General features: G+C 69.6%; 22 protein-coding genes and 1 pseudogene. 8 read left to right on the top strand and 15 right to left on the bottom strand.

All coding sequences use genetic code 11. The annotated features are described in order from the left end of the window. The first annotated feature begins 177 nt into the window (after positions 1-177). Positions 178-783: a hypothetical protein gene (locus JF597_RS26165; protein ID WP_293999455.1), complete on the top strand. Its 606-nt coding sequence runs from the start codon at positions 178-180 to the stop codon at positions 781-783. A gap of 175 nt (positions 784-958) precedes the next feature. Further along, on the top strand, positions 959-3,397 hold the full coding sequence (locus JF597_RS26160; protein ID WP_293999453.1) for a right-handed parallel beta-helix repeat-containing protein: 2,439 nt from the start codon (positions 959-961) through the stop codon (positions 3,395-3,397). Here the strand turns inward: JF597_RS26160 and JF597_RS26155 are convergent, their stop codons facing one another. Next, the gene (locus JF597_RS26155) at positions 3,398-5,647 is read right to left on the bottom strand and encodes a hypothetical protein (RefSeq protein WP_293999575.1); all 2,250 of its coding nucleotides are present in this window, start codon (positions 5,645-5,647) and stop codon (positions 3,398-3,400) included. A gap of 399 nt (positions 5,648-6,046) precedes the next feature. Between JF597_RS26155 and JF597_RS26150 the strand changes: the two genes are divergently transcribed. Then, entirely contained in the window at positions 6,047-6,865 is an 819-nt protein-coding gene (locus tag JF597_RS26150) for a DeoR/GlpR family DNA-binding transcription regulator (RefSeq protein ID WP_293999450.1), read from the top strand. Between the two features lie 88 nt (positions 6,866-6,953). After that, positions 6,954-7,424 carry an SRPBCC family protein gene (locus JF597_RS26145; RefSeq protein WP_293999447.1) on the top strand — a complete coding sequence of 157 codons (471 nt, stop codon included), beginning with the start codon at positions 6,954-6,956 and terminating at the stop codon, positions 7,422-7,424. 42 nt (positions 7,425-7,466) lie between these two features. Here JF597_RS26145 and JF597_RS26140 read toward each other — a convergent pair whose 3' ends face one another. Next, positions 7,467-8,591, bottom strand: a complete 1,125-nt coding sequence (locus tag JF597_RS26140) for a PLP-dependent cysteine synthase family protein (protein ID WP_293999444.1) — start codon at positions 8,589-8,591, stop codon at positions 7,467-7,469. A 368-nt stretch (positions 8,592-8,959) separates the two neighbouring features. On the opposite strand from JF597_RS26140, the gene JF597_RS26135 reads away from it, so the two are divergent. Both JF597_RS26135 and JF597_RS26130 read left to right on the top strand, forming a co-directional pair. Next, complete coding sequence (locus tag JF597_RS26135; protein WP_293999440.1) at positions 8,960-9,283, top strand: hypothetical protein; 324 nt, start codon at positions 8,960-8,962, stop codon at positions 9,281-9,283. A 213-nt stretch (positions 9,284-9,496) separates the two neighbouring features. After that, complete coding sequence (locus tag JF597_RS26130) at positions 9,497-10,108, top strand: ATP-binding protein (RefSeq protein ID WP_293999438.1); 612 nt, start codon at positions 9,497-9,499, stop codon at positions 10,106-10,108. Between the two features lie 52 nt (positions 10,109-10,160). On the opposite strand, the gene JF597_RS26125 is transcribed toward JF597_RS26130, so the two are convergent. After that, positions 10,161-10,451: an SHOCT domain-containing protein gene (locus JF597_RS26125; RefSeq protein WP_293999435.1), complete on the bottom strand. Its 291-nt coding sequence runs from the start codon at positions 10,449-10,451 to the stop codon at positions 10,161-10,163. Between the two features lie 166 nt (positions 10,452-10,617). Here JF597_RS26125 and JF597_RS26120 point away from each other — a divergent pair. Further along, positions 10,618-10,915: pseudogene (locus tag JF597_RS26120) on the top strand (TetR/AcrR family transcriptional regulator); the annotation flags it as partial. 688 nt (positions 10,916-11,603) lie between these two features. Here the strand turns inward: JF597_RS26120 and JF597_RS26115 are convergent. The 12 genes from JF597_RS26115 to JF597_RS26060 all read right to left on the bottom strand — a co-directional run bounded on the left by JF597_RS26115 (position 11,604) and on the right by JF597_RS26060 (position 23,386). After that, positions 11,604-11,747, bottom strand: coding sequence for a hypothetical protein (locus JF597_RS26115; RefSeq protein WP_293999432.1), 144 nt, complete (start codon positions 11,745-11,747; stop codon positions 11,604-11,606). Between the two features lie 426 nt (positions 11,748-12,173). Next, positions 12,174-13,025, bottom strand: coding sequence for a helix-turn-helix transcriptional regulator (locus JF597_RS26110; protein WP_293999429.1), 852 nt, complete (start codon positions 13,023-13,025; stop codon positions 12,174-12,176). A gap of 13 nt (positions 13,026-13,038) precedes the next feature. Next, complete coding sequence (locus JF597_RS26105; protein ID WP_293999426.1) at positions 13,039-13,563, bottom strand: DUF6879 family protein; 525 nt, start codon at positions 13,561-13,563, stop codon at positions 13,039-13,041. Continuing rightward, entirely contained in the window at positions 13,535-13,777 is a 243-nt protein-coding gene (locus JF597_RS26100) for a hypothetical protein (RefSeq protein ID WP_293999573.1), read from the bottom strand. Before JF597_RS26100 ends, JF597_RS26105 begins: the two co-directional genes overlap by 29 nt. Positions 13,778-14,071: 294 nt before the next feature. Further along, positions 14,072-17,437: a hypothetical protein gene (locus JF597_RS26095; protein ID WP_293999423.1), complete on the bottom strand. Its 3,366-nt coding sequence runs from the start codon at positions 17,435-17,437 to the stop codon at positions 14,072-14,074. 38 nt (positions 17,438-17,475) lie between these two features. Continuing rightward, positions 17,476-17,955: a hypothetical protein gene (locus JF597_RS26090; protein ID WP_293999420.1), complete on the bottom strand. Its 480-nt coding sequence runs from the start codon at positions 17,953-17,955 to the stop codon at positions 17,476-17,478. Continuing rightward, positions 17,942-18,253 carry a hypothetical protein gene (locus tag JF597_RS26085; RefSeq protein WP_293999417.1) on the bottom strand — a complete coding sequence of 104 codons (312 nt, stop codon included), beginning with the start codon at positions 18,251-18,253 and terminating at the stop codon, positions 17,942-17,944. The genes JF597_RS26090 and JF597_RS26085 overlap by 14 nt, the downstream gene beginning before the upstream one ends. A 1,355-nt stretch (positions 18,254-19,608) precedes the next feature. Continuing rightward, positions 19,609-19,833, bottom strand: a complete 225-nt coding sequence (locus JF597_RS26080) for a hypothetical protein (RefSeq protein ID WP_293999414.1) — start codon at positions 19,831-19,833, stop codon at positions 19,609-19,611. After that, positions 19,833-20,171, bottom strand: a complete 339-nt coding sequence (locus JF597_RS26075; RefSeq protein ID WP_293999413.1) for a hypothetical protein — start codon at positions 20,169-20,171, stop codon at positions 19,833-19,835. The genes JF597_RS26080 and JF597_RS26075 overlap by 1 nt, the downstream gene beginning before the upstream one ends. 9 nt (positions 20,172-20,180) lie before the next feature. Next, positions 20,181-21,128: a hypothetical protein gene (locus JF597_RS26070; RefSeq protein ID WP_293999411.1), complete on the bottom strand. Its 948-nt coding sequence runs from the start codon at positions 21,126-21,128 to the stop codon at positions 20,181-20,183. Between the two features lie 1,250 nt (positions 21,129-22,378). Then, positions 22,379-22,789 (bottom strand): hypothetical protein, encoded by a 411-nt coding sequence (locus JF597_RS26065; RefSeq protein ID WP_293999409.1) that lies wholly within the window; start codon positions 22,787-22,789, stop codon positions 22,379-22,381. Positions 22,790-23,194: 405 nt separating this feature from the next. Beyond that, positions 23,195-23,386 carry a hypothetical protein gene (locus JF597_RS26060; RefSeq protein WP_293999406.1) on the bottom strand — a complete coding sequence of 64 codons (192 nt, stop codon included), beginning with the start codon at positions 23,384-23,386 and terminating at the stop codon, positions 23,195-23,197. Between the two features lie 108 nt (positions 23,387-23,494). Here JF597_RS26060 and JF597_RS26055 point away from each other — a divergent pair, with 108 nt between their 5' ends. Next, positions 23,495-24,052, top strand: coding sequence for a DUF4865 family protein (locus tag JF597_RS26055; RefSeq protein ID WP_293999570.1), 558 nt, complete (start codon positions 23,495-23,497; stop codon positions 24,050-24,052). The last annotated feature ends 48 nt before the right edge of the window (positions 24,053-24,100 follow it).

Raw genomic sequence — 24,100 nt, 5'->3', positions numbered from 1 at the left:
ACACGCCGGGCGATCACCGCCGCGCTCCGGGAACCCGAGCCCGCGGCCCGGTCGTTGGGGGTCGTGGGAAGTTCATGGAAGTCCCTGCCGGGGGTGATTTCGCTCTCTCTTCGGCCAGGGGCTCAGGTGAACGCGCCGGGCGGGGGTTATCACGGAGCGGGAAGGGGGTGGTGGTCGGTGCGAGCGATCCGCGGCCTGTGGCGCTGGCGGCGCAATCCGCTGCGCCGTGCGACCGACCTGGCCGAGGCCTGGGTGGCCCTGGCGGCACTGGTGCTGATCGTGGTGGCCGCGCCGTTGATCGGCTCGCTGGTCGGCGCAGCCGCCCAGGACAGCCTCCAGCGGTCGGTACGGCAGCAGCAGCACGACCGGCATCTGGTCCTCGCCACGGTGGTGCGCAGGCTGGGCGGCGCCCCGGTGGAGCCCGACCCCGACGCGACCAGCGTCCACGACACCCGCAGCCGTGTCCTCGCCGACTGGACGGCACCGGACGGCACCCGGCAGGAGGGCCCGGTCCTGACGACCCTCAAATCCCCGCACAAGGGCGACCACTTCGACGTCTGGACGGACCGGCAGGGGGTCGTCACGGCCCGCCCGCTGGACGCCGCGACGGCGACGACGCACGCCGTGCTGGCCGGGTTCGGCGCGGCCCTGCTGGCCGCGGGGGTGGTCGAGAGCGGCAGACGGACGATCGTCTGGCGTATGGTCCGTCGCAGGTACGCACGGTGGGACCAGGCCTGGGACCGGGCGGGCCCGGACTGGGGCAAGGCCGGGACGGGCAGCTGACGGCCTTTCCGTCTCTGGTCAACCCACCACCTCGGCGCACGCTACGGTGGAGCGGCCGAAGCGCATTCGGCATCGACCCGCGCGCGAGCGAACCACAGGGGCCGGGCACCGTCCGCGGTGCCGCCCGCGAGGCGAGCGAGCGATCTGTACGACGAGGTGGGGGCACGGCAACGCCATGGCACAGGGCACGGTCCAGGTGACGCACACCGGCACATCGAGGTGGCGGCGCCGCACGGGTGAGTACGCGTCGCTCGCCGCCGCCCTGGAGGCCGCCGCCGACGGCGACGTCCTCACGGTCGCGCCCGGCACCTACCGGGAGAACCTCGTCGTCCAGCGCGCGGTGACGCTGCGCGGGCCCGAGGGCTCGCCCGGCTCGGTGCGCATCGCCCCCGCGGACGGCGTCCCGCTGACCGTACGCGCCTCGGCGGTCGTACAGGACCTGCATGTCGAGGGTCAGGACGCGGCCGCGCCCGCGCTGCTGGTCGAGGAGGGCACCCCGGAGCTGCTGGACGTGCGGATCGTCACCCGGTCCGCCGCCGGCATCGAGGTGCGCGGCGGAGCCCGGCCGACGGTGCGGCGGTGCACCGTGGACAACCCGGCGGGCATCGGGATCGCCGTACTCGACGGCGGCGGCGGGGTGTTCGAGGAGTGCGAGGTCGTGGCGGCCGGCCAGGCCGGCGTGGCGGTGCGCGGCGGCGGCCGTCCGCGGTTCGATCGCTGCCGGGTGCACCACGCCTCGGGCACGGGCATGACGGCGACCGGGGAGAACTCCGCGCTGGAAGCGGTGGGTTGCGAGATCTACGAGGTGCGCGGCTCCGGTGTGCAGGTCACCGCGCAGGCCACGGCACACCTCACCGACTGCGATGTGCACCGCACCACCGCCGACGGGGTCACCCTCGACACCGACGCGGTGCTCACCCTCGCCGACTGCCGTATCCACGACATCCCGGAGAACGCGGTCGACCTGCGCTCGCGGTCGGTGCTGACGCTGACCCGGACGACCGTGCGTCAGTTCGGCCGCAACGGCCTGTCGGTGTGGGACCCGGGCACCCGGGTGGACGCGAACCAGTGCGAGATCTTCGACAGCACGGGCGACTATCCCGCGGTGTGGGTCAGCGACGGCGCCACCGTGGTCCTGGACTCCTGCCGGGTGCACGACGTACCGGACGCCCTGTTCGTGCTGGATCGCGGCTCCCGCGCGGACGTCGTCGACAGCGATCTCTCCCAGGTGCGCAACACCGCGGTCTCGGTGAGCGACGGCGCCACCGCGCAGCTCGACGACTGCCGCATCCGGGACGCGGCCACCGGCGCCTGGTTCCGCGACCACGGCAGCGGCGGCACCCTCAACAACTGCACGGTGGACGCCACCCAGACCGGAGTGATCGTCACCAAGGGCGCCGACCCCACCATCGAGCGCTGCACGGTCGACTCCCCGGCCGAGGCGGGTTTCTACGTGTCGGCGGGCGGCCGTGGCACCTTCCAGAACTGCCGGGTCACCGGCAGCGGCGGCTACGGCTTCCACGTGATCGACGGCTGCCGCACGACGCTGCGCAAGTGCCGCACGGAGCGGTGCGCGCGCGGGGGTTACGAGTTCGCGGACGGCGGTCCGGACGCGGGCTCCGGCACCGGCCCGGTGGTGGAGGACTGCACCAGCGACGAGAGCGGCAGCCTCCGGCCGCCCGCGGCGCGGGAGACGGTCGTACAGACCTCGCACCAGTCACCCGGCCTGCTGGGCGCGATCCCCGGCCAGCGCAGCACCGAGCAGGAACCGCTCCTGCCCCCGGCCGCGCCCCAGGAGCCGGCCCGGACCTCGAAGGCCGTGCTCGGTGAACTCGACGCGCTGGTGGGCCTGGACAGCGTCAAGCGCGAGGTCCGTGCGCTGACCGACATGATCGAGGTCGGCCGGCGCCGCCAGCAGGCCGGGCTGAAGGCCGCCTCGGTCAAGCGGCACCTGGTGTTCACGGGCTCCCCCGGCACCGGCAAGACGACGGTCGCCCGGCTCTACGGCGAGATCCTCGCCTCCCTCGGGGTGCTGGAGAAGGGCCATCTGGTCGAGGTGTCCCGGGTCGACCTGGTCGGCGAGCACATCGGCTCCACGGCGATCCGCACCCAGGAGGCCTTCCAGCGGGCGCACGGCGGTGTGCTGTTCATCGACGAGGCGTACGCGCTGTCGCCGGAGGACGCCGGGCGGGACTTCGGCAAGGAGGCCATCGACACGCTGGTGAAGCTGATGGAGGACCACCGGGACGCCGTGGTGGTGATCGTCGCGGGCTACACGGAGGAGATGGAGCGCTTCCTTTCGGTCAATCCCGGTGTGGCGTCGCGTTTCTCCCGGACCATCACCTTCAGCGACTACGGCCCTGACGAGCTGCTGCGGATCGTGGAGCAGCAGGCCGACGAGCACGAGTACCGGCTGGCGCCGGGCGCCTCCGACGCGCTGCTGAAGTACTTCACGGTGCTCCCGAAGGGCCCCGCGTTCGGCAACGGCCGTACCGCGCGGCAGACCTTCGAGGCGATGGTCGAGCGGCACGCGAGCCGGGTCGCCCAGCTGGCCGACCCGACCACCGACGACCTGACCCTCCTGTACCCGGAGGACCTCCCCGAACTCGCCTGATCAGCCGCCTCTTTGCGGCCGCTGCCCGGGCAGCTCCGGGCGCAGCCGGGCCAGCAGCCGCCGCCGTTCCTCGGCGAAGGCCGGGTCCGCCTGGTAGTCGGAGTGGCCCAGGATCGGCGCCGGGAGCGGGTGCCCGGGCGTGCGGCCGTAGGCGAGGGGGTCCTTCAGCGGCGCGTGGTCGACCTCGGGACCGTCGCCGTCGGGGATCCGCACGGGGCCGCCGATGGGGTCGGTGAGGCGGTAGAGGTTGCGCCAGCAGGCGACCTCGCGGTGCAGGGAGCCGAGTTCCGCGGGGCCGAAGTGGGCCGGGAACCACCGGCCGTACAGCCGCTCCAGCGGGGAGCCGTACGTCAGCAGGGCGACCCTGCTGCGCACCGACGGGGTCAGCTGCCAGACGGCCGCGGCGGCGAGGACGCTGCCCTGGGAGTGGCCGGAGATGACCAGCCGGCCGCCGGTGCGGCGGGTCCAGGTGGCCATCCGCCAGGTCAGGTCGGGGACCGCGCGCTCGGCGTAGCAGGGCGGGGCGAAGGGGTGGGCGGCGCGCGGCCAGAAGGTGCCGACGTCCCAGAGGATGCCGATGGTGCGCCGCGCGGCGGCGTCCTTGTAGGCGCGCCGGCCCCAGGTGACGAAGAGCAGGAAGCCCAGCCCGACCAGCCAGGAGCCGAGCGCCTGCGAGGTCTCGGCGGCGCCGTGCACCAGGACGTACGTCCGGTCGGCCGCCGCGTCCGGGGTCCGGCCGGTGGCCAGCGCGCCCACCAGTGCCCCGGCACCCAGCACCAGCGTGGCGGCGCACAGCACGGTGACGACGAACGGCGTCCGGTCGGTGAGGACCGCCATGGCCCGGACCCGGGCGATACGGCGGCTGCGGGCCGCGTCCTCCGGCTCCCCGGGGTGGCCGAGGCCGGCGGCGGCGCGTTCCACGCGGCCGAGCCGCGAGGTGCGCCAGGACAGCCAGGCGACCGCGCAGAGCAGCACCACGAGCACCGGCGGGATCGCCGACGCCTGCCAGGTCAGCAGGACCGGAGGGCCGGCGATGGAGGTGCCGGTGCCGTCCAGCCAGTCGGAGACCCGCTGGGCGAGCCCGCCCGAGATCACTCCGCCGAGCGCGCACGCGAGCAGCGCGACCGCGGGCCCGCCGAGGCCGCGCATCGCGGCACGCGCGTCGGGCAGCCGGCGGTGCAGGTCGTGGGCGGCGACCGCGAGGACGATCACCAGCACCCCCTGGGCCAGGACCAGACCGCCGAAGGCGGTGTCCCCGGTGAGCCGCCCGACGGAGTGCCATCCCGGGCGGGACCAGCCTGCGTACAGCACCACGAGCGCCAGCAGGGCGAGCGCGCCGAGCGGCAGGCGTCGTAAGAGGTGCCGGTCGAGTTCCTGGTCGAGGAGGTGCTCGCTGCGGCCCCGGCGGCAGACCACCCACACCACGGCGAGGGCCCCGGCGGTCAGGGCGCCGGTCAGCAGCCGTCCGGTCGTGTCCAGTACGGCGGGTCCGCCCGGCCGCCGGTCGAAGGCGGCCGCCGGCGCGAGGACCGCGGCGGCGACGGTGAGCAGGCCCGCCGCGGTGTGGGCGGCCCGCAGCCGGGCGACCAGCCGGCGCCCGTACCAGAAGCCGGGGCTGCCGAGGGAGGTGTGGCCGGGCTCGGGGTCGTTGGCCAGGGGGCGGGTGGACTCGTAGGCGCTCCAGGTGCGGTGCGAGAGATACCAGAGCAGGCCGGTCAGGGCGGTGGGGACCAGGGCGGCCAGAGCGAGGCGGCGTCCGGGCGCACTCCACCAGCCGCCGTGGGAGCCGGCGGGCGAGAGGAAACCGAGCCAGGTGTGGCGGCGGGCGCAGGCGGTGACGCCCGCGCACTGCCAGGCGGCGAGGTCCAGGGCGACCTCGCAGGCGGCGGCGACCAGCAGCACGGTCAGGGTGAGCCCGGCCAGCCGGACCAGCAGGCCGTAGAAGCGCACGGTACGGGGCCGGTCCTCGGCGGCGGGGCGCATCCAGTGGGCGAGGTTGACCACCATGAACGGCAGGAGCAGCAGCCACAGCGCGCGGGAGGCGTTGCCCGAGGTGAGGTTGCACCAGACGTACGCCTCGGGCACCGTCCGGTCGCGGTACTCGCCGGGCCGGGACTCGGCGTCGACGTCCTCGGCACGCCGGAAGACCGCGGCGGTGTCGTCGCCGGTGATCCGCACCGTGCGCGGGTCGTCGAGCATCTTCTCCGGCGTGCTGCCGCCGACCCCGTGGACCAGGAGCTCCAGGTCGATCTCCGGTGCGGCGGGCGGGTCCGCGGACGCGGTCTCCGACTCCGGATGCGTCTCCGCCAGCCCGTCGGCGGGGCCGGCGCCGGCGGTGCGTTCCCGTGCGCGTTCCACTCGTCCGCACTTCCCCCGTGCCGCGCCGATGGTCTGTGTCCGTGCGGCTACCAGGATCGCCGATTCCGGTGTGACGCACACCACTCGTCACGGAATCTCCCCGTTGTGTGTGACGCCCAGCGCAACACATGGTGACCAAATGGCATGTGCGCACCGCCACAGGGAGTAGCGCAACCTGTGTGGTCCCGTGAAAGGATGGGGCGCCCGCACGCCGGAGCCGGACGGAATGTCCTGGTCGGAGCCGGTACGCAGGGCGTGTCGGACGGCTGAGGCGAGAGGACCGGAGCGTACGTGAGCGAGAACCAGAACCTCCTCGCGGAGCAGCGCCGCGCCCTGATCCTGGACGAGGTCCGGCGCCGGGGCGGCGTGCGGGTCAACGAGCTGACCCGCAAGCTCGGTGTGTCGGACATGACCGTACGCCGGGACCTGGACGCGCTGGCCCGGCAGGGCGTGCTGGAGAAGGTGCACGGCGGTGCGGTGCCGGTGGTCGAGGCGAGCACCCACGAGCCGGGGTTCGAGGCCAAGTCGGGGCTGGAGCTGACCGCCAAGGAGGACATCGCGCGGGCCGCCGCCGAACTGGTCGTGCCGGGTACGGCGATCGCCCTGTCCGGGGGTACGACGACGTACGCGCTGGCCCATCATCTCCTGGAGGTCCCCGACCTGACCGTGGTGACGAACTCGGTGCGGGTCGCGGACGTCTTCCACGCGGCCCAGCGGGTCGCCGGGCAGCGGCAGGGGGCGGCGACGGTGGTCCTGACCGGCGGGGTGCGCACCCCGTCCGACTCCCTGGTGGGCCCGGTTGCCGACCAGGCGATCGCGGCGCTCCACTTCGACCTGCTCTTCCTCGGCGTGCACGGCATATCGACCGAGGCCGGCCTCTCCACACCCAACCTCGCCGAGGCGGAGACCAACCGCCGCCTGGTGCAGTCGGCCCGGCGGGTCGTGGTGGTCGCCGACCACACCAAGTGGGGCACGGTGGGCCTCAGTTCGTTCGCCAAGCTGGAGCAGGTCGACACGCTGGTCACGGACGCCGGGCTGCCCTCCGACGCGCGCGCGGAGATCGCGGAGCATCTGCGCCGGCTGGTGGTGGCGGGCGAGGCCGAGGCCTGATCGCGTAGGCGGTACAGACATCTGACGGGCCGCCAGTTATCGTGGCGGAGCCGGTCAACCGCCGTGCCGGCCAGGGGGGTTCTTGCCGATGGCACGCCGACTGCGCCCCGTGGGGCTCGACTTCGTCGAGACCGCGCCCGTACGCCTGGTCTTCGCGCAGCAGATGGCCGCACCGCCCGAGCGGGTCTTCCACGCGCTCAACGACGACGTACCCGGCTGGGCGCAGTGGTTCGCCGCGGTGACGCACGCCGAGTCGGTCGACGACGGTGCCGGCCGCGACATCCGGCTGAAGGGCGGCGGGCGTTTCCGGGAGACGGTCATCGCGGCCAAGGAGGCGGAGGTGTACGCCTACCGGGTGGACCTGACCAACGCGCCCGGTGCCCACGCCCTCGCGGAGGAGTGGCGGCTCGTCCCGTCCGGCGGCGGCACTCGCGTGCAGTGGACCTTCGCCGTGGACGGCAACGCACCGTTCCGTCTCGCGGTCAGGGCGGCACGCGCCGGGCTGGGCCGGGCCTTCAGGGGCGCGGTCACCGAACTGGACCGGCGCCTGGCGCGGTAGCGGCTCAGCCGGGCCAGATTCCCGTCTCCAGCCGGTAGCGGCTCAGCCGGGCCAGATTCCCGTCTCCAGCAGGGTCTCGATCGCCGCCGCACAGGGCGCGATGTCCAGGCCCTGTGCGGCGAGCCAGGTGTCCGAGTAGTACTTGTCGAGGTACCGGTCGCCCGGATCGCAGAGCAGGGTCACCACACTCCCCTGCCGTCCCTCGGCCACCATCTCGGCGACGATCTTCAGCGCACTCCACAGCCCGGTCCCGGTCGACCCCCCGGCCTTCCGCCCGATCCTCCGCTCCAGTGCCCGCACCGCGGCCACGCTCGCCGCGTCCGGCACCTTCATCATCCGGTCGACGGCACCCGGCACGAAGCTGGGCTCCATCCGCGGCCTGCCGATGCCCTCGATGCGGGACCCGCAGTCGCAGGTGACGTCCGGATCGCCGGTGGTCCAGCCCTCGAAGAAACAGGAGTTCTCGGGGTCGGCGACGCAGATCCGCGTATCGCGCTGGGTGTAGTGGACATAGCGCGCGAGCGTCGCGGACGTACCGCCCGTGCCGGCCGTGGCGACGATCCAGGCGGGCTCCGGGAACCGCTCCAACTCCAGCTGGCGGAAGATGGATTCGGCGATGTTGTTGTTGCCGCGCCAGTCCGTGGCCCGTTCGGCGTAGGTGAACTGGTCCATGTAGTGGCCGCCGGTCTCCACCGCGAGGCGCGCGGACTCCTCGTACATTTTCCGCGAGTCGTCCACGAAGTGGCACTGCCCGCCGTGGAATTCGATGAGCCGGCACTTCTCGGCGCTGGTGGTGCGCGGCATGACGGCGATGAACGGCACGCCGATGAGCTTGGCGAAGTACGCCTCGGAGACGGCCGTCGAGCCACTGGACGCCTCGATCACCGGTCGGCCCGGCCGGATCCAGCCGTTGCACAGGCCGTAGAGGAAGAGCGAGCGGGCCAGCCGGTGCTTGAGGCTCCCGGTCGGATGTGTCGACTCGTCCTTGAGGTAGAGGTCGATGCCCCAGGCCTCGGGCAGCGGGAAGCGGAGCAGGTGCGTGTCCGCCGAGCGGTTCGCGTCCGCCTGGACCTTGCGGACGGCCTCTTTGAGCCAGTCGCGGTAGGCGGTGTCACTGCGGTCGACGTCGAGGGTGGCGCCGGTCCGGATCTGCGGGGTGGTGCTCACGGCGGAACTCCTTACGCTGCGCGCCGACGGCGTCCGAACGCGGCCGACGCATCGATCATAAACACCTTCCGCACGCTTCTCACCTGCATAAACGCATCTTTGAGCGCCTCAAAGGCAGCCCTGGGGAACAGCGGCGACCCGTGGCGCGATCCCTTCGGGGGCGCACGGCGGCGAGTGCTCCGAGCGCCCCCCACCCGGCGGCCCGTGCGTACTGGTGCTCCGCGCCGAGGGCGGGCAGACTGCCACCGGACGGGACGAACGTCTCGAACGGGGGCGCACACTGGATCACGACACGAGCCGGAGCACGCCGGCCGGGGCCACAAGCTTCCCGACCGGCGACCGAGGTAGTCGAAAAGGGGCGGGGCAGGATGGCGGAGCCGGAGTTCACGGCGACGGGCGTGCGGATCGACAAGCGGCTGCGTTCGCTCACCCGGGCCGGCCAGGTCCGGATAGGGGACGGCAGGCTGCAGTTGCTCACGAGCTACGGCAGCGAGATCGACAGCGCGCCCGTGCAGGCGGTACGGGCCTCGAAGCCTTGGTTCGCATCGGAGGACCGGGCTCTGGCCGACCTCAACGGCCAGCGCTACTCACTCACGCTGGGTGACCATGATCCGGCGCCCGGCGAGCCCGGTCCGCCCGCGGCGCGCCGCTTCATCGAGGCGGTGCGGCGGGCCGCGGGGCGTGACCGCTGAACCGCACGGACCTGCGGGCGTGACCTCCTCGCCACGGCGAGTTGCGGGACCGTGCGCACTGGGTCACGCTTGTCTCACGTCACTCTGGGTTTACCGGCGATAACGCTGCGAACCAGCCCGCCGGCCACGACAGCAGGCGGCCCCATGGACGGCGGCGCCCTGCTGGATCCGTTCTCCGTGTTCTTCCGGACCTCACGTCGGGGAGTCGCAGCCGTGATCGAACACCCAAGCAGACACTGCTCGGTGGAGCTCCAAGCACTGCCCTCGCGGATCGGCCAGGTCCGCAGAATCGTATCTGCGCAATTGCGCTACTGGCATCTCGACCCGTTGATCGACCGGGCAGCGCTCGGTGTGACGGAGTTGCTCACCAACGTCCACCGGCACGCCCGGACCGACAAGAACTGCACGGTGGAGATCGAGCTCCAGCTCGACCGCCTCACGGTGTCGGTCCGTGACCACGATCCGCGCCTTCCGGTGGTCGAGGACGGCACGGAGATCGCGCCGATGGCCACCTGCGGGCGGGGGCTCGCGATGGTGGCCGCGGTCAGCGAGAGCTGGGGGGTCCGGCCGCACGACGACGGCAAGGTCGTGTGGTTCACCCTGCCGGCGCCGACGGCCACGCCGATGGCGGCCGCCCGTCCGCAGCGCCGGGCCGCCGAACCGGCGACCCGCCGGATCGTCCAGCCGGAACCCACGACCGCCGGTGCAGCCGCCGCCGCACCCGCGACCGCAGCCGCACCCGTCGGAGCCCCGGCCCCCGCACACGCGACCGCCGCCGTTCCCGGTGCCGCACACGCTCCCGCCCGCTCGGCTGTCGCCAGTTGAGCGGGCGGTGAGTCTCCTCGCCGAGTCTCTCCCCGGTATCACCGTCTCTTCTTCATACCGCGCCGCCCTTGCCGATGCGGCCGAACTGCTCCTCCAGGACGGACAGCCTGCGCCAGTACTCGTCCTCGTCGATCTCGCCCGCGGCGAAGCGGCGGCCGAGGACCGCGAGCGGCGAGTCGCCGGACGGACGGCCGGCGTCCATCGGGCGCCAGGGTCCGCCGCGGCCGCGCCACACGGTGCGGCGCAGGAACGTGCCGACGCCGATCACGACGGCCGCCCAGATCAGCGGGAAGAACAGGATCCACGGGCCGGGCCCGCCGTTCCAGTCCGCCAGGGTCTGCATATCGGTCAACTCCCCGAAGTCTCGGTGTGATGTACCGAGACTGACCGTCAGGAGGGGTCCGGGTCGTCGTGCGGACGACGGCACCCGCCGTACCTCCCGTGGAGTACGCGGCGGCCGGGGCCCTGCTCCCGGCAGAACTGGCGTTCTGTAACTACTGGTACTGGGCGAGCGTGACGTGCTGCGCGGCTGCCCGGTCGGCGGGCTGACCATGGACCCGGACATCATCGCGAGCGACGAACTGCGCGCCGGTCGACGAGAGGCTCGACCGGATCCGCGAGCTGATCGCCGGGATCGTCGAAGAGGGCAAGGAACAGGGCCGGTTCGGGCCCCTGGTCGACGGCGAGGAGATCGCCGCGACCGTGCTCGCGACCGTACAGGGCGGCTACGTGCTCGCCCGGGCGTCCGGTTCCCCCGCGGCGTTCGACGCCGGAGTACGCGGACTGCTGTCCCTGCTGAGGAGTTGACGTAGGTGCACATCCCCCGGGCACACCCGGACACCCGGCGGGGCTACCCGGCCTGAGGAGCGACCACCGCCATGCAGTACGAGTTCACCCTAGCTGCGTGTACACCCCGCAATAGAGCACCTGAGGCTCCTGACCTGCGGGCATGAAAAAGCCCCACCCTCCCTGGCTCGCACTCCAGGATGAGCGGGGCTCTCGTACTCGGGCGTACTCCTCCGGCAGGCTCTGGAAGAGGAGCGTCGGCACACCCGGGTACAGCGTCCGCCAGGCCAACAGCGGGGCCCCAGCCCCTGGGAGCGGACGCAGATTTGAGAACCCCGATCACCCGGACAGGTCAGAGTACGGGTGAGCGGGGCCCTTACCGCCCCGGGCAGTCCGCTGGGGGCGGACTCCTCACAACGGGCGGCGCCTCGTCCTCCTGGGGAGTCTGGGCGACAAAGGAGGACGAGAAGCTTCGGGTGCCTCCCCGCTCCCATCGGCGGGGACGGAGCGCGGAGGCCTTTCCGGACGTGACACGGCTGGAGGGAGATATGAGGAACCAGCCATGCCCCTCGTCCTCGACCGGTGGCACTTCAGCACGTCGAGGACGGGGCTCAGGGACGCTAGCGGGGGTCAGGCGGCTGCCAGCCTCACCCGGCACCCAACCCCCGCCGCGCCCTCCGCAGTCGACGCGCAGGCGCCGGCTGCGGGCTCAGGGGATGGGCCGGATGTCCGTCGGCCGGTGCGGGAGGATCTGGAAGTTCTTCGAGTGGATCAGGCGGAACCGGACGTGCGTCGGGTGCTGCCTCTGGTGCTCCTTGGCCCAAGCCACGTAGTCCGTGTCCCCGTCCCCCATGCCGATCGGCTCCTGTCGGAGCTCGACACAGCTCATGCACTCACCCCAGACGCGGGGCGGGAGATTCGTAAGTTCGTTCTGCGACCCGACGACCGGGAACGCGCTGGTGTTTATCAGCACGTCGTCCCCCTCCCCTTCTTATGCCGCGCCAGGGCAATACGAAGATCGATCGCCTTCGACGGGTCGTAAGTGTCTGCGTGCGGGTCACTGGCGGCGTCGATCTGACACTGAAGGGATTTGCACGTTTCGCACCCCGGCTCGGGGGCTGGGGGGCGATACTCCGTCGGATCTGCTAGCTGAATCGGGGTGCTTCTCAACACCGTTTCCATCGCCACGTCTGCACCTCCGTCACCGGACTTCGTTGGTTCGACGGTAGGCGGGGAAGGGGGCGCGATTCCATAGAGTTCTACAGAGTTCTATGCAACTTCAGTCGAGCGAGTCAATTGCGGCCGAGATGAGCCCGCGGGCGTCGGCCCCGTAGACCGCAAGCGCCGTCATCTCCTCGAAGGCGCGTACGTACATCGCGAATTCTCCGGGGGCTGTGACGGTGATTCCAGCCGTCAGGAGTTCGACCGACACGCGCTCTTCGTCGAAGAGCGTGAACGTCTCCAGCGTCCACATGGGCCGCTCGCGTCCCGCGGGAATGATGCCGATGGAGACGGCCGGCAACGCCATGACGGAGAGGAGATAACCCAACTGCCCCGCCATGACAACGGGGTCGCCGACGACGTGGCGGAGTACGGACTCCTCCAGCAAGAGCGCGAACCGCTTGCGTTCGTCGCGGATGATGTGGGACCGGTCGACCCGTGCGGCGGCAGCCTCGTCGACGTCCTCCGGCGTCCCGTGGACGCGCGCAATGTTCCCGAGGAGTGCGGCGGCGTACTCGTACGTCTGGACGAAGCCAGGGATGACGCTGGAGCTGTAGACGCGGAACGTGCGCGTCTGCTCGTACAGCGGGATCCGGGACTCCTGGAGCCTACGCAGGCCGCTTCGCTGCACGCGCCTCCACTCGACGTACATCGAGTCGGCCGTGCGGTTGGCCGCAAGGAGATCCGGGATCCTGTCTTCGGCTCCGCACGCAATGCACCAGGCGCGAATGTCGGCGTCCGACGGGGGCGTTGTGGCGCTCTGGAGGCGCGACACCTTCGAGGGCAGCCACCCTGTGCGGGCGGCGACCTCCCTACCCGTCAGGCCGGCGTCACGCCGGATCTCACGGAGCTTCTCCGCGATGGCACGGCGCGCCTCGTCGAGGGCAGCAGACGGGTAGGGAGATTGCATGGTCGGGCGGCGCTCAGATCCTGAAGTCCGCGTGAGGGATGGCACGCTCCCACACTGCTTCGAACGCTTCGGCATGGCGCTTGACGACGTCGGGCGCGTCCTCCAGGACGTGACCAACGAACGCGCCATCGCCGGCGAACAGGCCGTACCTGATTAGCCGTCCGTCGAAGATCCAGAGGTCGGCTCCGGGGAGGAGCAAGTCGCACGCCAGGCGTCGAGGGAGCCACCTGACGTCTTCGCCCGCCGCCAGGTTCTGCGGCGTGCATGAGTGCTCGTACCGGATGTACTCACTCACCGGCTCCGAGACGACACGCGCACGGCGCACGACAACCCCGCGCCCCACAGCGTCCGACACGACGTCATGGAAGGAGTTCCACCACGTCGACCGGTCGTCGAGGTCGTACCGGTGCCCCGCACGCCACGCCGCGAAATCCTCGTCCTCCTCGACGACCCCGTAGACGTCGCGAGTCTCCAGGTGGACGGCGGAGGCGCGGCACCCTGCGAGGAGCTCAGCGAACGGGGGAACGTTCTGCGGCATCGAGCGCCTCCCTGATCTGCTGCGCCATACGGAGAGGCAGCCTGACGACCGCCTCCGTCTCGGGAATCGGTCCCGTGGACAGGCATTCTGCCTGAAGTGCCTCGTCCGCCTTCCAGCCCTGAACGACGAGCTCTTGCTTGCCCTCGTCGAGCCACACCGTGGGGCAGTTGTCGCCGTTGGTCTCAGGGTCCTTACCGAAGAACCGTAGCGTCATGATGACCTCCGTTGTCACGCGGATTGCGCAATGTTCTACGACCATCACGCCCACGGGGAGGCAGCGTCAAGAGTGCCTCACACAGGGAACCCCAGAGCCCGCATACGCTGACGCCACTGAGCTCCAGCCGTCGGGGTGCAGTAGACGCGTGGACGGCCAGCACCGGGCGACTGTGGGACGTCGGATCCGCAGTGCGGGCACTGGACGGCCTGACGCTTGGCTGGCTCACCGAACATGGTTGCTCCTCATGAAGTCGTGAGCCCGGGAGCCGGCCCGGTGTGCGTGTGGTGTGCGTCAGAGGATCTTGCGGCCGTTGTTGAACATGGTGGCCAAGTGACCGTCGTGAACCTCGATCCGCTGATCAACGATTCCGCGGATCTCCTGGCCGTCGATGTACACCTTCGTCGGGGCGTTGACGGTGACGTTGGGGGTGCCGGACTTCGCCCGTCGGATGTCCTCCCACTGCGATCCGGTGAAGATTGGTTCTGGGGAACCGGTGCCGTTCGCAACAAGGGAGAGGCCCGTCGGGAGGTAGCCTCCGTCGTCGTACCACCTGGGCGACCGACTCAGCCACGTCGAGTACGCATGGGCTGGAGATCCGTACCGGTCGTGGACGTAGTCCATACCCCATCGGATCTGCGTTGCTGGGTTGGTACGCCAGTCAGGACCGGCCGACGCCATCTTCGACGCCGGCAAGCTCTGTGGGATCCCGTACGCGCCGGAGGAGGGGTTGAGCGCGTTCCACCTCCAGCCACTTTCCCCGTTCCACAGGGAGATGAGCGGCGGCATCTGCGTTGCCGGATCCCACCCAAACGCCGGGAGCATGGCGCGCGCGATCTTCTGCGCTTGCTTGGCGGAGGCGCCGTGCGCTCCGAGGTCGCCGAGTCCGCTGACGTCGGCCGAACCCCCACCGCTCACAGCGTCGAGGATTTTCTGTTCTAGGCCGTCGACCATGCGCACCGGGAGCTTCGCCAGAGCCTTGCCCATGGGGGCACTCCCGACGCCCTTGGCTACGGAGTCGAGGATCGGCCGGACCAGCTTCGCCCACACCTTGCTGGGGTGGGCGAGGAGGTCGGCCGCTGTGGACGCCCAGTTGACGCCCTTCGACACGGCGCCCTTGACCACGTCGAACGCGGAGCCGAGGATCCCGCCGTCCTCCAAGAGTTGAGTTCCTGCGGCAGCATGCAGCGCCAGTGCCCGGCTCCTGTACTTCGGATCCGTCGGGATGACGTATTCCGGGTACCGCGGGTTGCCTTCACCGACGATTGCTGTGGGCCTGTTCGTGACCATGGGACGTACCGCCCCCCACCCGTCACCAATGGTTCCGCCAGCCGCGAGGAGCTTAGGAGCCTTGGGGAGCGGGTCGAGGCCGACGAATTTTGCGATTCCGTCCCAGACGGCTTTGATGCCCCTCGTATACACCCACTTGATGATGAAGTTCACAGGCGTCTTCGAGTGGTCGACGACGGAATCCCATGCCACCTTGATTGACTTGCTCATGGACCGGAAGGAATCGGCCATGGCGTCCGTCAGGTCGCCGATTCGGCTTGCCACCGGCTTTAGCCCGTTGCTGTACAGCCACGACGCACCGTCGGCTATGTCGTGAACGACCGGTGCTACACCCTTGTCGTACAGCCACCCGAACTTGCTCCCGAGCCACCCAAGCGAGTTCCAGATGTTCTGAAGTGGTGGCTTCACGCCGTGGTCGTAAAGCCACTTGGCCGCTACGCCGATCGCACGGAACACCGGGGCGACGATGTGGTCATTCAGCCATACGACCTTTCCGCCGACCCACGCGAGGATGTGCCAGAGCTGCACGAACGACGGCTTCAGGTAGCCATTCCAGGCCCACAGCGTCACGGCCTTGATTCCGGCCCAAGCCTCCTCAACACCTGCCCGGAACCAACCCCACTTGTCCCAAGCGTAGATGATCACGCCGACGAGAGCGACGATGGCAAGGCCGATCAGCACGAGCGGATTCGCAGCCACCGCGAAGTTGAACGCGATCACCGCGAGCGTCCACAGCTTCCACCCGACGATAGCGGCGTAGACGAACTGGAGCAGCCACGGCGCGTTTCCGGCGATGACGCCTAGCGCGTCCGCCACGCCTCCCAGCGTCTTCAGAAGCGGGCCGGATATCGGGGTGAGGCTCTCGCCGACGTTGAGGAAGGCTGTTGCCACCTTGCCGAATACGTCGGCCAGGACTGCGCCCCGGTCACTGGAGAACTTCAGAAACTTCTCAAAGGAGGGGTTCGCATTGAGGCTGGTCCCCCACTCAGAAAAGCGCTCCGTCGTCTTGATGAGCCGATCAGAGATCGTCTGAGTGTGAGGCAAGAACCCGTCGAGGACGCCGGCAACTCCGCGGAACACATTCCCGAAGGCCGTGCCGAATCCGATGATGGCTGGCTTTACGGCACCGTCGAGATCGTGCTTGAAGGTGCCCCAGAAGGGCGTTCGCAGCTCTCGACTGGTCTTGCTCCACAGAACGCCCACGGCATCCGCAGCGCCGCGCACAAGCGGCGTCAGGCCGGGCAGTGCGCTCTTCGCGGCGTTCACGCCTCGGGTGAAGAGTGGCAATACCTGGGGCTGTAGCGACGTCGCCCAGTCGGTGAATGCGGCCTTCAACCCGTGAGACCCGGCAATCGAGTCGTATAGGTCGCGCTGTGCCGGCGTGAGCTTGGCAAGCGCGGCACGGTACGTATCCGCGGCCGTCGCAGTCTTCGCCGTCGTGTCGACCGACGAGAGCTGTGCGGCCTGGAGGGCACGCTCCGCGGAGGCGACTTGCTCCGCGCCCTGGATTTCGGCGTCGCGCACCTTCGCGCGAGCGTCGGCAAGGGCGCGCTCCTGGTCGGCGACTTTGGCGTTGGCCTCCGCCACACGCTCCTTCGCCTGCTTCACGACGTCACTACCTTCGACGCCGGCTTTGTTGGCGGCCACGACCTGCTTCTGAAGATCCGCGTTCGACTGCTTCGTCTTCTGCGCGTTGCGCTGTGCCTCGTCGTAGGCCAACTGCGCTTGCTGGCGTTGCAGATCCGTCGCGGTCGGGTCGCTGAGAACCTTGTTCAGGTCCTCTTGGGCCTGCTTGACGTCGAGGACGGCCTGACGTTCGGACAGCTTGCCGTCCAGCAACTGGTCATTGAGGCTGCGCAGCTGCTCGGCAGCGTCCTTGCGGGCCGTGGCGAGGTCTTCCTCAGCCTGCCGCACGGACTTCTTAGCCTCCGTCAGAGCGCGCTCGGAGTTCGCTACCTGTTCGTTGGCCTGCGCGATGGCCTGCGCTGCCTGACGGTGTGCGGACGTCAGGGAGGCTTGGGCTCCCGCTAGCTGCAATGCGTTCTGTGCGGCTCGCACGTTCGACGCTGCGCTGTTGTCCGTCGCCCGCGCGGCCTGCTGCGTTGCGGCCGTCTGTAGCTGCATCACGTTCGTCACGGACTTGATGGCGGGAACTGCGACGAGGGCGAGCGCGCCCACTCCCGCGCCGGCTGCTACTGCTGCGGCAGCAATGGAGCCGATCCCGGCAACTGCTACGGGAACTACGGGGAGCGCCGCAACGGCCGCAAGAGCGATGCTGAGAAACTTCAGTTCACTCATTGCGCCTGACGTATCGGCGCGCACCTTGATATTGACGTCGTCCCGGTCAACGTCGTTTATCTGGCGTTGCACCTCCGCCAACGCTGCGCGCGCGGCTGCGGTATCCGTTCTCACCTGAATGCTCGGGTGTTGCGCACCAAACGCTCCAGTCGCGCATTGATGTCGGTGATTTCCGCAAGCGCTGCGCCGGCGTCGATATCGAGCCCGATAGTCCGGCCGCTCAACGTCTGGATCCGGGCGCGCAAACGGTCGATGTCGGCGTTTATGCCGGTGTCGCCGAGTCTGACGTCAGCCCGCGGGAGGCTTCGGAATGCTTGTTCGAGCTTTGCTTTCACTGAGCGGCCGAATTCGCCGCCCACTCTGCCGCCCTCGCGAACCGCCACGGCCCGCGCTCGGGTCCCTCCGCTGGCCACAGCGTCGGGGATGGCGATTACGATACTCCTCGATATCGCCTCCCCCATACGTCGGCCGACGTCCTCCCCGACCCTATCCGCGGCAGGAAGTACCGCAGTCTTCAGCCTCGTATGGAAGTTCGGCACCACCGGGACGACGTCGACCCCAGCGGAGCCGACAATGTCAAGGTCGCTCATCGAACGCCCCCGTTTCCGGCGTTGGCGACGTCACAACGGGCGTTGTCGCGACGGAGAACGTGACATCGTCGGCGTTTTCGCGAAGGTCTAGCAGCCGCCCTACGTGATAGAGCCTTTCGGCTTGCCGCTCCACGTCGGGGGTTATCTCACAACGGGCGATTGCGGCCGACATCACGGCCCATTCGCGGCACGCATCGCTGCACCACGAGTCGATTTCGAGGCTGCCGGATAGCGTCAGTTTCAGTTTCGGTGCCATCCGGCAGCCGGGCCGGAAGCACCCGGCCGTTTCAGTGGTCATAGGAATTCCAGGTATGGCAAAGGCCGCTACGGACGCGTAGCGGCCTGAGGATCGGTTGATGGGGGCGGATCAGCGGGGAGCTACCACGCCAGGAACGAATTCCGTCGGAGACATCCGCGCGTCCAGTAGCCGGCTGAGACGGAGTAGTTCGGCTGCACCGTCGGTGTCTCCGTACTTCATGGCTCCTGCCGCCCGACGGCACCAGACATAACAGAGCACTCCGCAATGCCTCTTCAGTCGTTTCTTACCGGCAGCGTCCTTCATGTAGGAGCGCTCGAAGTAGCAACCGGGGCGCCTACAGCGCATCTGTTCGTCATAGGTCCACACGGGCCCCTCCTCCGGAAATAGGAAGAGCCCCGGGGAGCGGATCCTCCGGGGCTTTGTAACGCTTAACTGCGGATCTTGAATGTGCCGCTTGATCGCTCGTCGACCACGATCCGCCCCGTCGGCCGCGCGAACGGGGGCTCAAAACGGCGCTCAGAGGCGCCTCGGGGCCGCTCTGGGGGCTACTCGTAGACCATCTGCTCGTCAATCAGAGGGCGCGTCCCAGCACCTAACCGGTGCTCGTGGTGGCCCGGAGGGGGTTATGAGGTGGTGTCTTCCCAGGTCAGAGCGTTGCGCGACGTCGCACGTGCCACGGCTCGCCCACCTCGTCGCGCCACACCGGGCGACCGACGGGGCCGCAGAGTCGAGCGACGCGAGCACGGAGCCCGTGATCGTCGCCCGTCTGCTCACGGGCGTAGTCGTCGCGTGCGTCAACCCAGCGTCGGCGAGCACGGAGCATCGCCTCCGCCTCCGTCAGGGTGGCTAGCTCCTCCGGGGTGAGCCACTCCTCGATACCGGCCGGCGCGAGGAGGTGAGGCGGACACGGGTAGTCGGGCAGCTCACCCGTGCGCGTGTCCACGCCTCGCGCCTCGTCACGCTGTCGCTGTGCGCGCTGCTGACGTCGGTTCATCAGTCCGGCCGTACTGCGTTCGGGGGCTCACCGATGACCCACCTCAGCCGGTCCATGGCCGCAGGCGTCAGGCCTAGGTCGTTCATCAACGCCCTTTGTTCACCGATGAGTTGAGCGCTGACACGTCCCGATCCGAGGATCGTCGACGTCGCCACGACGAGGGCAGCGACGGCAGGGAACACACCGTCGTCCCACGCGTGCGCAGCAGGCGTGGACCACAGCTCCCGCCAGTGCGCCTCCTCTGCCTCCGACCACCCCCGTCCCGGGGGCATGGGGGGCGGTTCGTCTTCACAGCCGTCCGGGGGGAGGTACGTCACGGGCCGCTCGTCGGCACGGTGGCGCGAGAACCGCGCGCTGGGGTTGGGCTTGGGCCCTGGTCTTCCACGGGGCATGGGACCTCCTAACCCTGGCCGATACTCGACACGTGGTCCATGCGCACCGTGTGCACCTTCGTGGACACGGTGATCTGAAGGAAGTCGGGATACACGATGCCGTTCGCGTACGGCGTCGTGGCGTAGGCCAGCGTCCCCGTCAGGGTCTGGCCACCGATCAGGTTGACGGCGGCTGTCTGGCCGTTCAGCGTCACGGCGTGGGTGCGGATGGTGTTCTCGGTGTCGGGGGTCATCACTTCTCCATCTGGTAGTTCGTCGCCTGGAACGGCGTACGCGTCCCGTTGATCGGCTGGCCGTTGTCGTCGAGACCGTGCTTCCGGCGGTACGCCGCAGCACCGGCTTCGATGCTGCCGACGCTCCCGTTGACGTCGCTGCCGGATCCGGACGGCTGACGAGCGGTGGACGTTCCGAACGCCACGGCCAGAGTGCGGGCGTCTGCCTGGAGTTCGTCCGACGTCGAGCCGCGGAGGAACTTGCTCTGCTCTGCCGTCAGGCCGGCTGCGAGTCCGGCGCGCAGTCGGGCGAGTTCCTGGAGCGCGTTGTCGCGTTCTTGCTCCGGAGTGAGTTCCATAGGTGGCTCCTAGTTGAAGTAGTCAATGGTGGTCGGCTCGCCATCAGGGTGGGGAGCCGTGGGCTTGGGCGGGAGCGGCGCCGGCTGCGAGGCGTCCGGGTGCGGGGCGCGCGAGTGGGGGTACACGTCACCGGGCCGCCCCTTCAGCGCGGGGTACTCGCGCGGAGAGATGTCCTCCCAGTCCTCCATCCCCGCGGGGACGGTCAGGACGGCGACGTCGCCCTCCAACTCGTCGAGACTGGCGGGCACGTAGGCGTCGTCACAGGTGGCGAGCCAACGCACATACGCGAGGCTCACGCGGCCGGACATGTCCCGCAGTGCGGGGCGGACGTCGGCCGGGACGTCGTCGGGGTGCGTGTGCTGCACGTGCCCGAAGCCCTGGCGTCGCCACTTGGCCCCCGGCATTTCACCGCTCAGGGCCTCACCCGGTGCCCGTGGGCCGCGGATCGCCTCCCACTGAGCCGCACGGAGTTCCCCGACGCTCTGCACGATGCCGCGGAGCCGTGTCCAGGCCGCTACAGCGTCCTCTCCCGCGTCGATGGCAGCCTCCGCGGAGTTGGCGCCACGAAGGGCTGTGAACGCGCTACGAGCGTCGCTGAGGAGCTCCGAGAGCCGGTCGCCCAGACGGGCGAGTACGTCCTCCTTGTGGGCGTCCAGAGCCTCGTACTGAGCCCACTCCGCACGGCTCACGGCACGTCGACGCGCCTGGAGTTCCAGGCCGGCCGCCTCCGCCTCGTCGAAGGCCTTCGCGGCTCGCTTGCTGACGTCCTTGGGCCACGGCTTGTCGGCCATGAACGCGTCGGCAGCCTCGTCGAGGACGGCGTCACGCGCGGCATGCGGATCCTCCGCAGGTGGGGCGTCGGCGAGGAGCTGCTTTGCGGCCTGGAGTCGTTCCTCCGCGGCCTTGATCTCCGGGACGGCAGCACGGGCCGCCGTCAACTCTGGGTTGGTGGTCATGCGTTCACCTCTCTGGGGTGGTTCGTGGCGTTGGACGTCGCGCGTCCTATCGCCGACCGTGGCTCCGTCTGGGGCCACAGCAGTGCGCTCTTCATGAGCTCCGTTCGCGCGGCACGTCGGAGCCGCTCGCGCTCTCTGACGGGCTCTGGGTTGGCCCGGTACCGGGCACGTCGCTGCGCGTTGATGCAGTCGCGACACACGCTGCGCAGGAAGTCAGCGCAGGAGGGGTCGACGTGGAAGTTGGCTCGCGTCCGGGCGAGCATCCGCCCGCACTCGGGGCACGATCGTGAGCCGGCGGGCTGCACGTCGATGTGGGCCATGGGGTTGTCTCCGTGTTGTTGGTGTCGGTGGCGTCCTTGTCCCTGAGGCGGGCAAAAAGAGAAGCGCCGCCCGCAGGCAGCGCAAAACGTGTGATTGAGGTCCGGGCGACGGAGCGTCAAGGCGTGGAGCACGCGGAGGAGAGAAGGACGCGACTCAACACGGCGGGCTCGACGTCGCCCGGACCATGCGCCGCCGGAGGTGAGGAGCGGCGCAGTAAGCGGAGGGAACCGCAGCCAACAGCTCGCAAAGTGCCCTCGATACTGTTATGGGGGAGTTGTGACAGTGCAGTTCAAGGCCGACCTGGGCAAACGACCTGGAACGCCGATAGGTTGTTACCTAAAAGATATCGAATGACCACATAGTGAGACGCATGCGCGCGAAACTCGCGAACTAGCTCACACCGGGCGTACTTGGACGTCGACCGGCACGCCCGAACGCCACAGATTGACGCCTGGCGGCCTAACTCGGCTTGCGGTGACTCGTCGTGCCTGCTGGGGCGTTTGAGGGTGGCACAGGGGCACACAGGGCCTCCCGCACCCCGCCACGGCCCTCGTCCGCCCCACGCCTCCCCGTCGCCTTCCGTCACCCCTCCGTCGACGCAGCTTCCGACGGGCCCCGGGTCAAACTCGGGGTCAAAGTGTTGAACTAACCCCCTACTTTCATTTCTCTATAACGCGTAGGGAAGTAAAGCTAGAAGGGCAGTCAGTTCGACACTTTGGCCACCAGAATGACCCACCTGTCGACAGAGGGTGACGACATAAAGGGAATTCGTCACGCTTCGTATCCGACGGGTCGGTTGTACCCTGCACGCATCGCCGCCAGGAGGGGGCGGAGGCTGCCGACGAGTCGCCCGGAGCATGCGGAGAGCCCGCTCCAGCCGAAGCCGGGCGGGCTCTTCCGTCACTGATCGTTACTTGCTTGAGGTCTCCTCACGCAGCAGCGAGCAGGACGCCGGGGAAGCGGAGGCTCTCGTGAGCCTGCACGCACCCGGGGCACACCGACGTCGTCCACACCCCGCCGCGGAACACCGGGGCCGCCTCGGGATCGTTCTCGCCACAGTGGCCGCACACGGTGTTGATGGGGTGCTCGTAGACGTGGTGGGCCCACATGGTGCACATGTCGGTGGTCAGCGCCTCGCAGCCGAGAGCCGCGGACGGAAGCGCCTCCGACCATCCGTCGACCAGAACGACGCCTTCGTACTGCGACAGGTCGCAGTCCCGGCCCGTCGCGACGACGGCGGGGAAGCGGAGACGGTCGGCGACGTCGGAGGCGAAGGCCGTGACGTCGGCCAGGTTGTCAGCGGTGGTGAAGTTGCCGACGACGAGGATGGGGCGTGCCATGATGGAACCTCCAGTTATGGAGACAAGGGGCCCGCTGCGTCCGCCAAGATTCCGCGGGCCCTTCGTCTTGCTTGCGTCGGGGTGTGGCTACACCGTAGAGGGTGTGGCCACACCTCCGCAACCCTCTTGGTGTGGCTACACCTCTGCTACCGTTCTGCCATGCCCAATCAGCCAAAGACACCCGTGAGCCGATTCCGAATCGACGCAGAGCTATGGGGGGCGTTCGGGGACGCAGTGCCCGACGACACAGACCGCTCAGACATCCTCCGGCGCTTCGTCGCCTACTACTGTCGCCGGCCAGGCGCCGAGCTCCCGGAGCGGCCTCCTGCCGGTCCATGGAGCGAAGCCCCGAAGGCATGACGAAGCCCCGCCGGGTTGTCCTGGCGGGGCTCTGTTGTGTCTGCGCTACTCCTCGTCGGGAGTGGCCCACTTGATGGTGCAGCGTGCATTGCCGTCGAAGGGGGCTCCTCGACGTGCACCGCGCGTCACGCTGACTTCGTCGATGGCGAGACGAATCAAGTCTCGCCGCATGGTGTCGTCTGCTGCCTCCCACGCGGCAGTCAACATGTCCATGTCGTCAAAGATCGTCAGGTCCACCGATCCGCCGAACTCAGCAGCGCGATTCGTAGCGGCGGCTAGGTCGGCCTCCGCCTCCTCGACTAGTCGAGGGTAGAAGCGCGTACATGCAAGGGTGTCCCGACTGCCCTGCCCGCGGACTACGACATGGACATCATCCGTGCCCGCGTCGCGCGCGTCGGGCACCTGCTGGACGACTGGGACGGCCTCGGCGTCAAGACCCACCTCATGCGCGAGCGGGGACACCGCGGCTCGCCGGTGAACGTGTACGGGCCGTTCTACCTCTGGAACACCGTGCGGGGCGTGAACGGCTTCCTCTGGGGAGGTGCCTTCCAGGGGCCTGTCGACGACTTCGGGCGGCCGCGGGTACGGCAGTGGTCGGGCCTCGCCTTCGAGGAGGGCACGGCCGCCCGCTCCCCCGCCGCGCTCGCCGTGCGGCTGCGGCGACCGGTCCCGGACGGTGTGAAGTTGGCTGCCTTCATGGCAGGAGCGGCGGCGGAGACGGAGCGGCTTGCGGCCGAGGACGGCGCCGTGCCGGCGGCGTCCGCCGTGGACACGGACGCCTGGGAGCTGGTCCGTTTCTCACTCTGGGAGCACGACGCGCCCCAGGCCGAGGGTGACGTCTTCCGGGTACTGCATCTGTCCGAGCCGGGGCGCGGCATGCTGCCGCGCGGGCGGCAGTGGTGAGCGCTGTCCCGTACCGTCCGCGGGAACACCCGGCCCGCGGAGCTGGAC

The organism is Streptomyces sp. (genome assembly GCF_019510245.1).
In the GTDB taxonomy this organism is placed as follows: domain Bacteria; phylum Actinomycetota; class Actinomycetes; order Streptomycetales; family Streptomycetaceae; genus Streptomyces.
The sequence above is the reverse complement of the archived record's forward strand: the minus strand, read 5'-3'. Positions and strand labels throughout refer to the sequence as shown.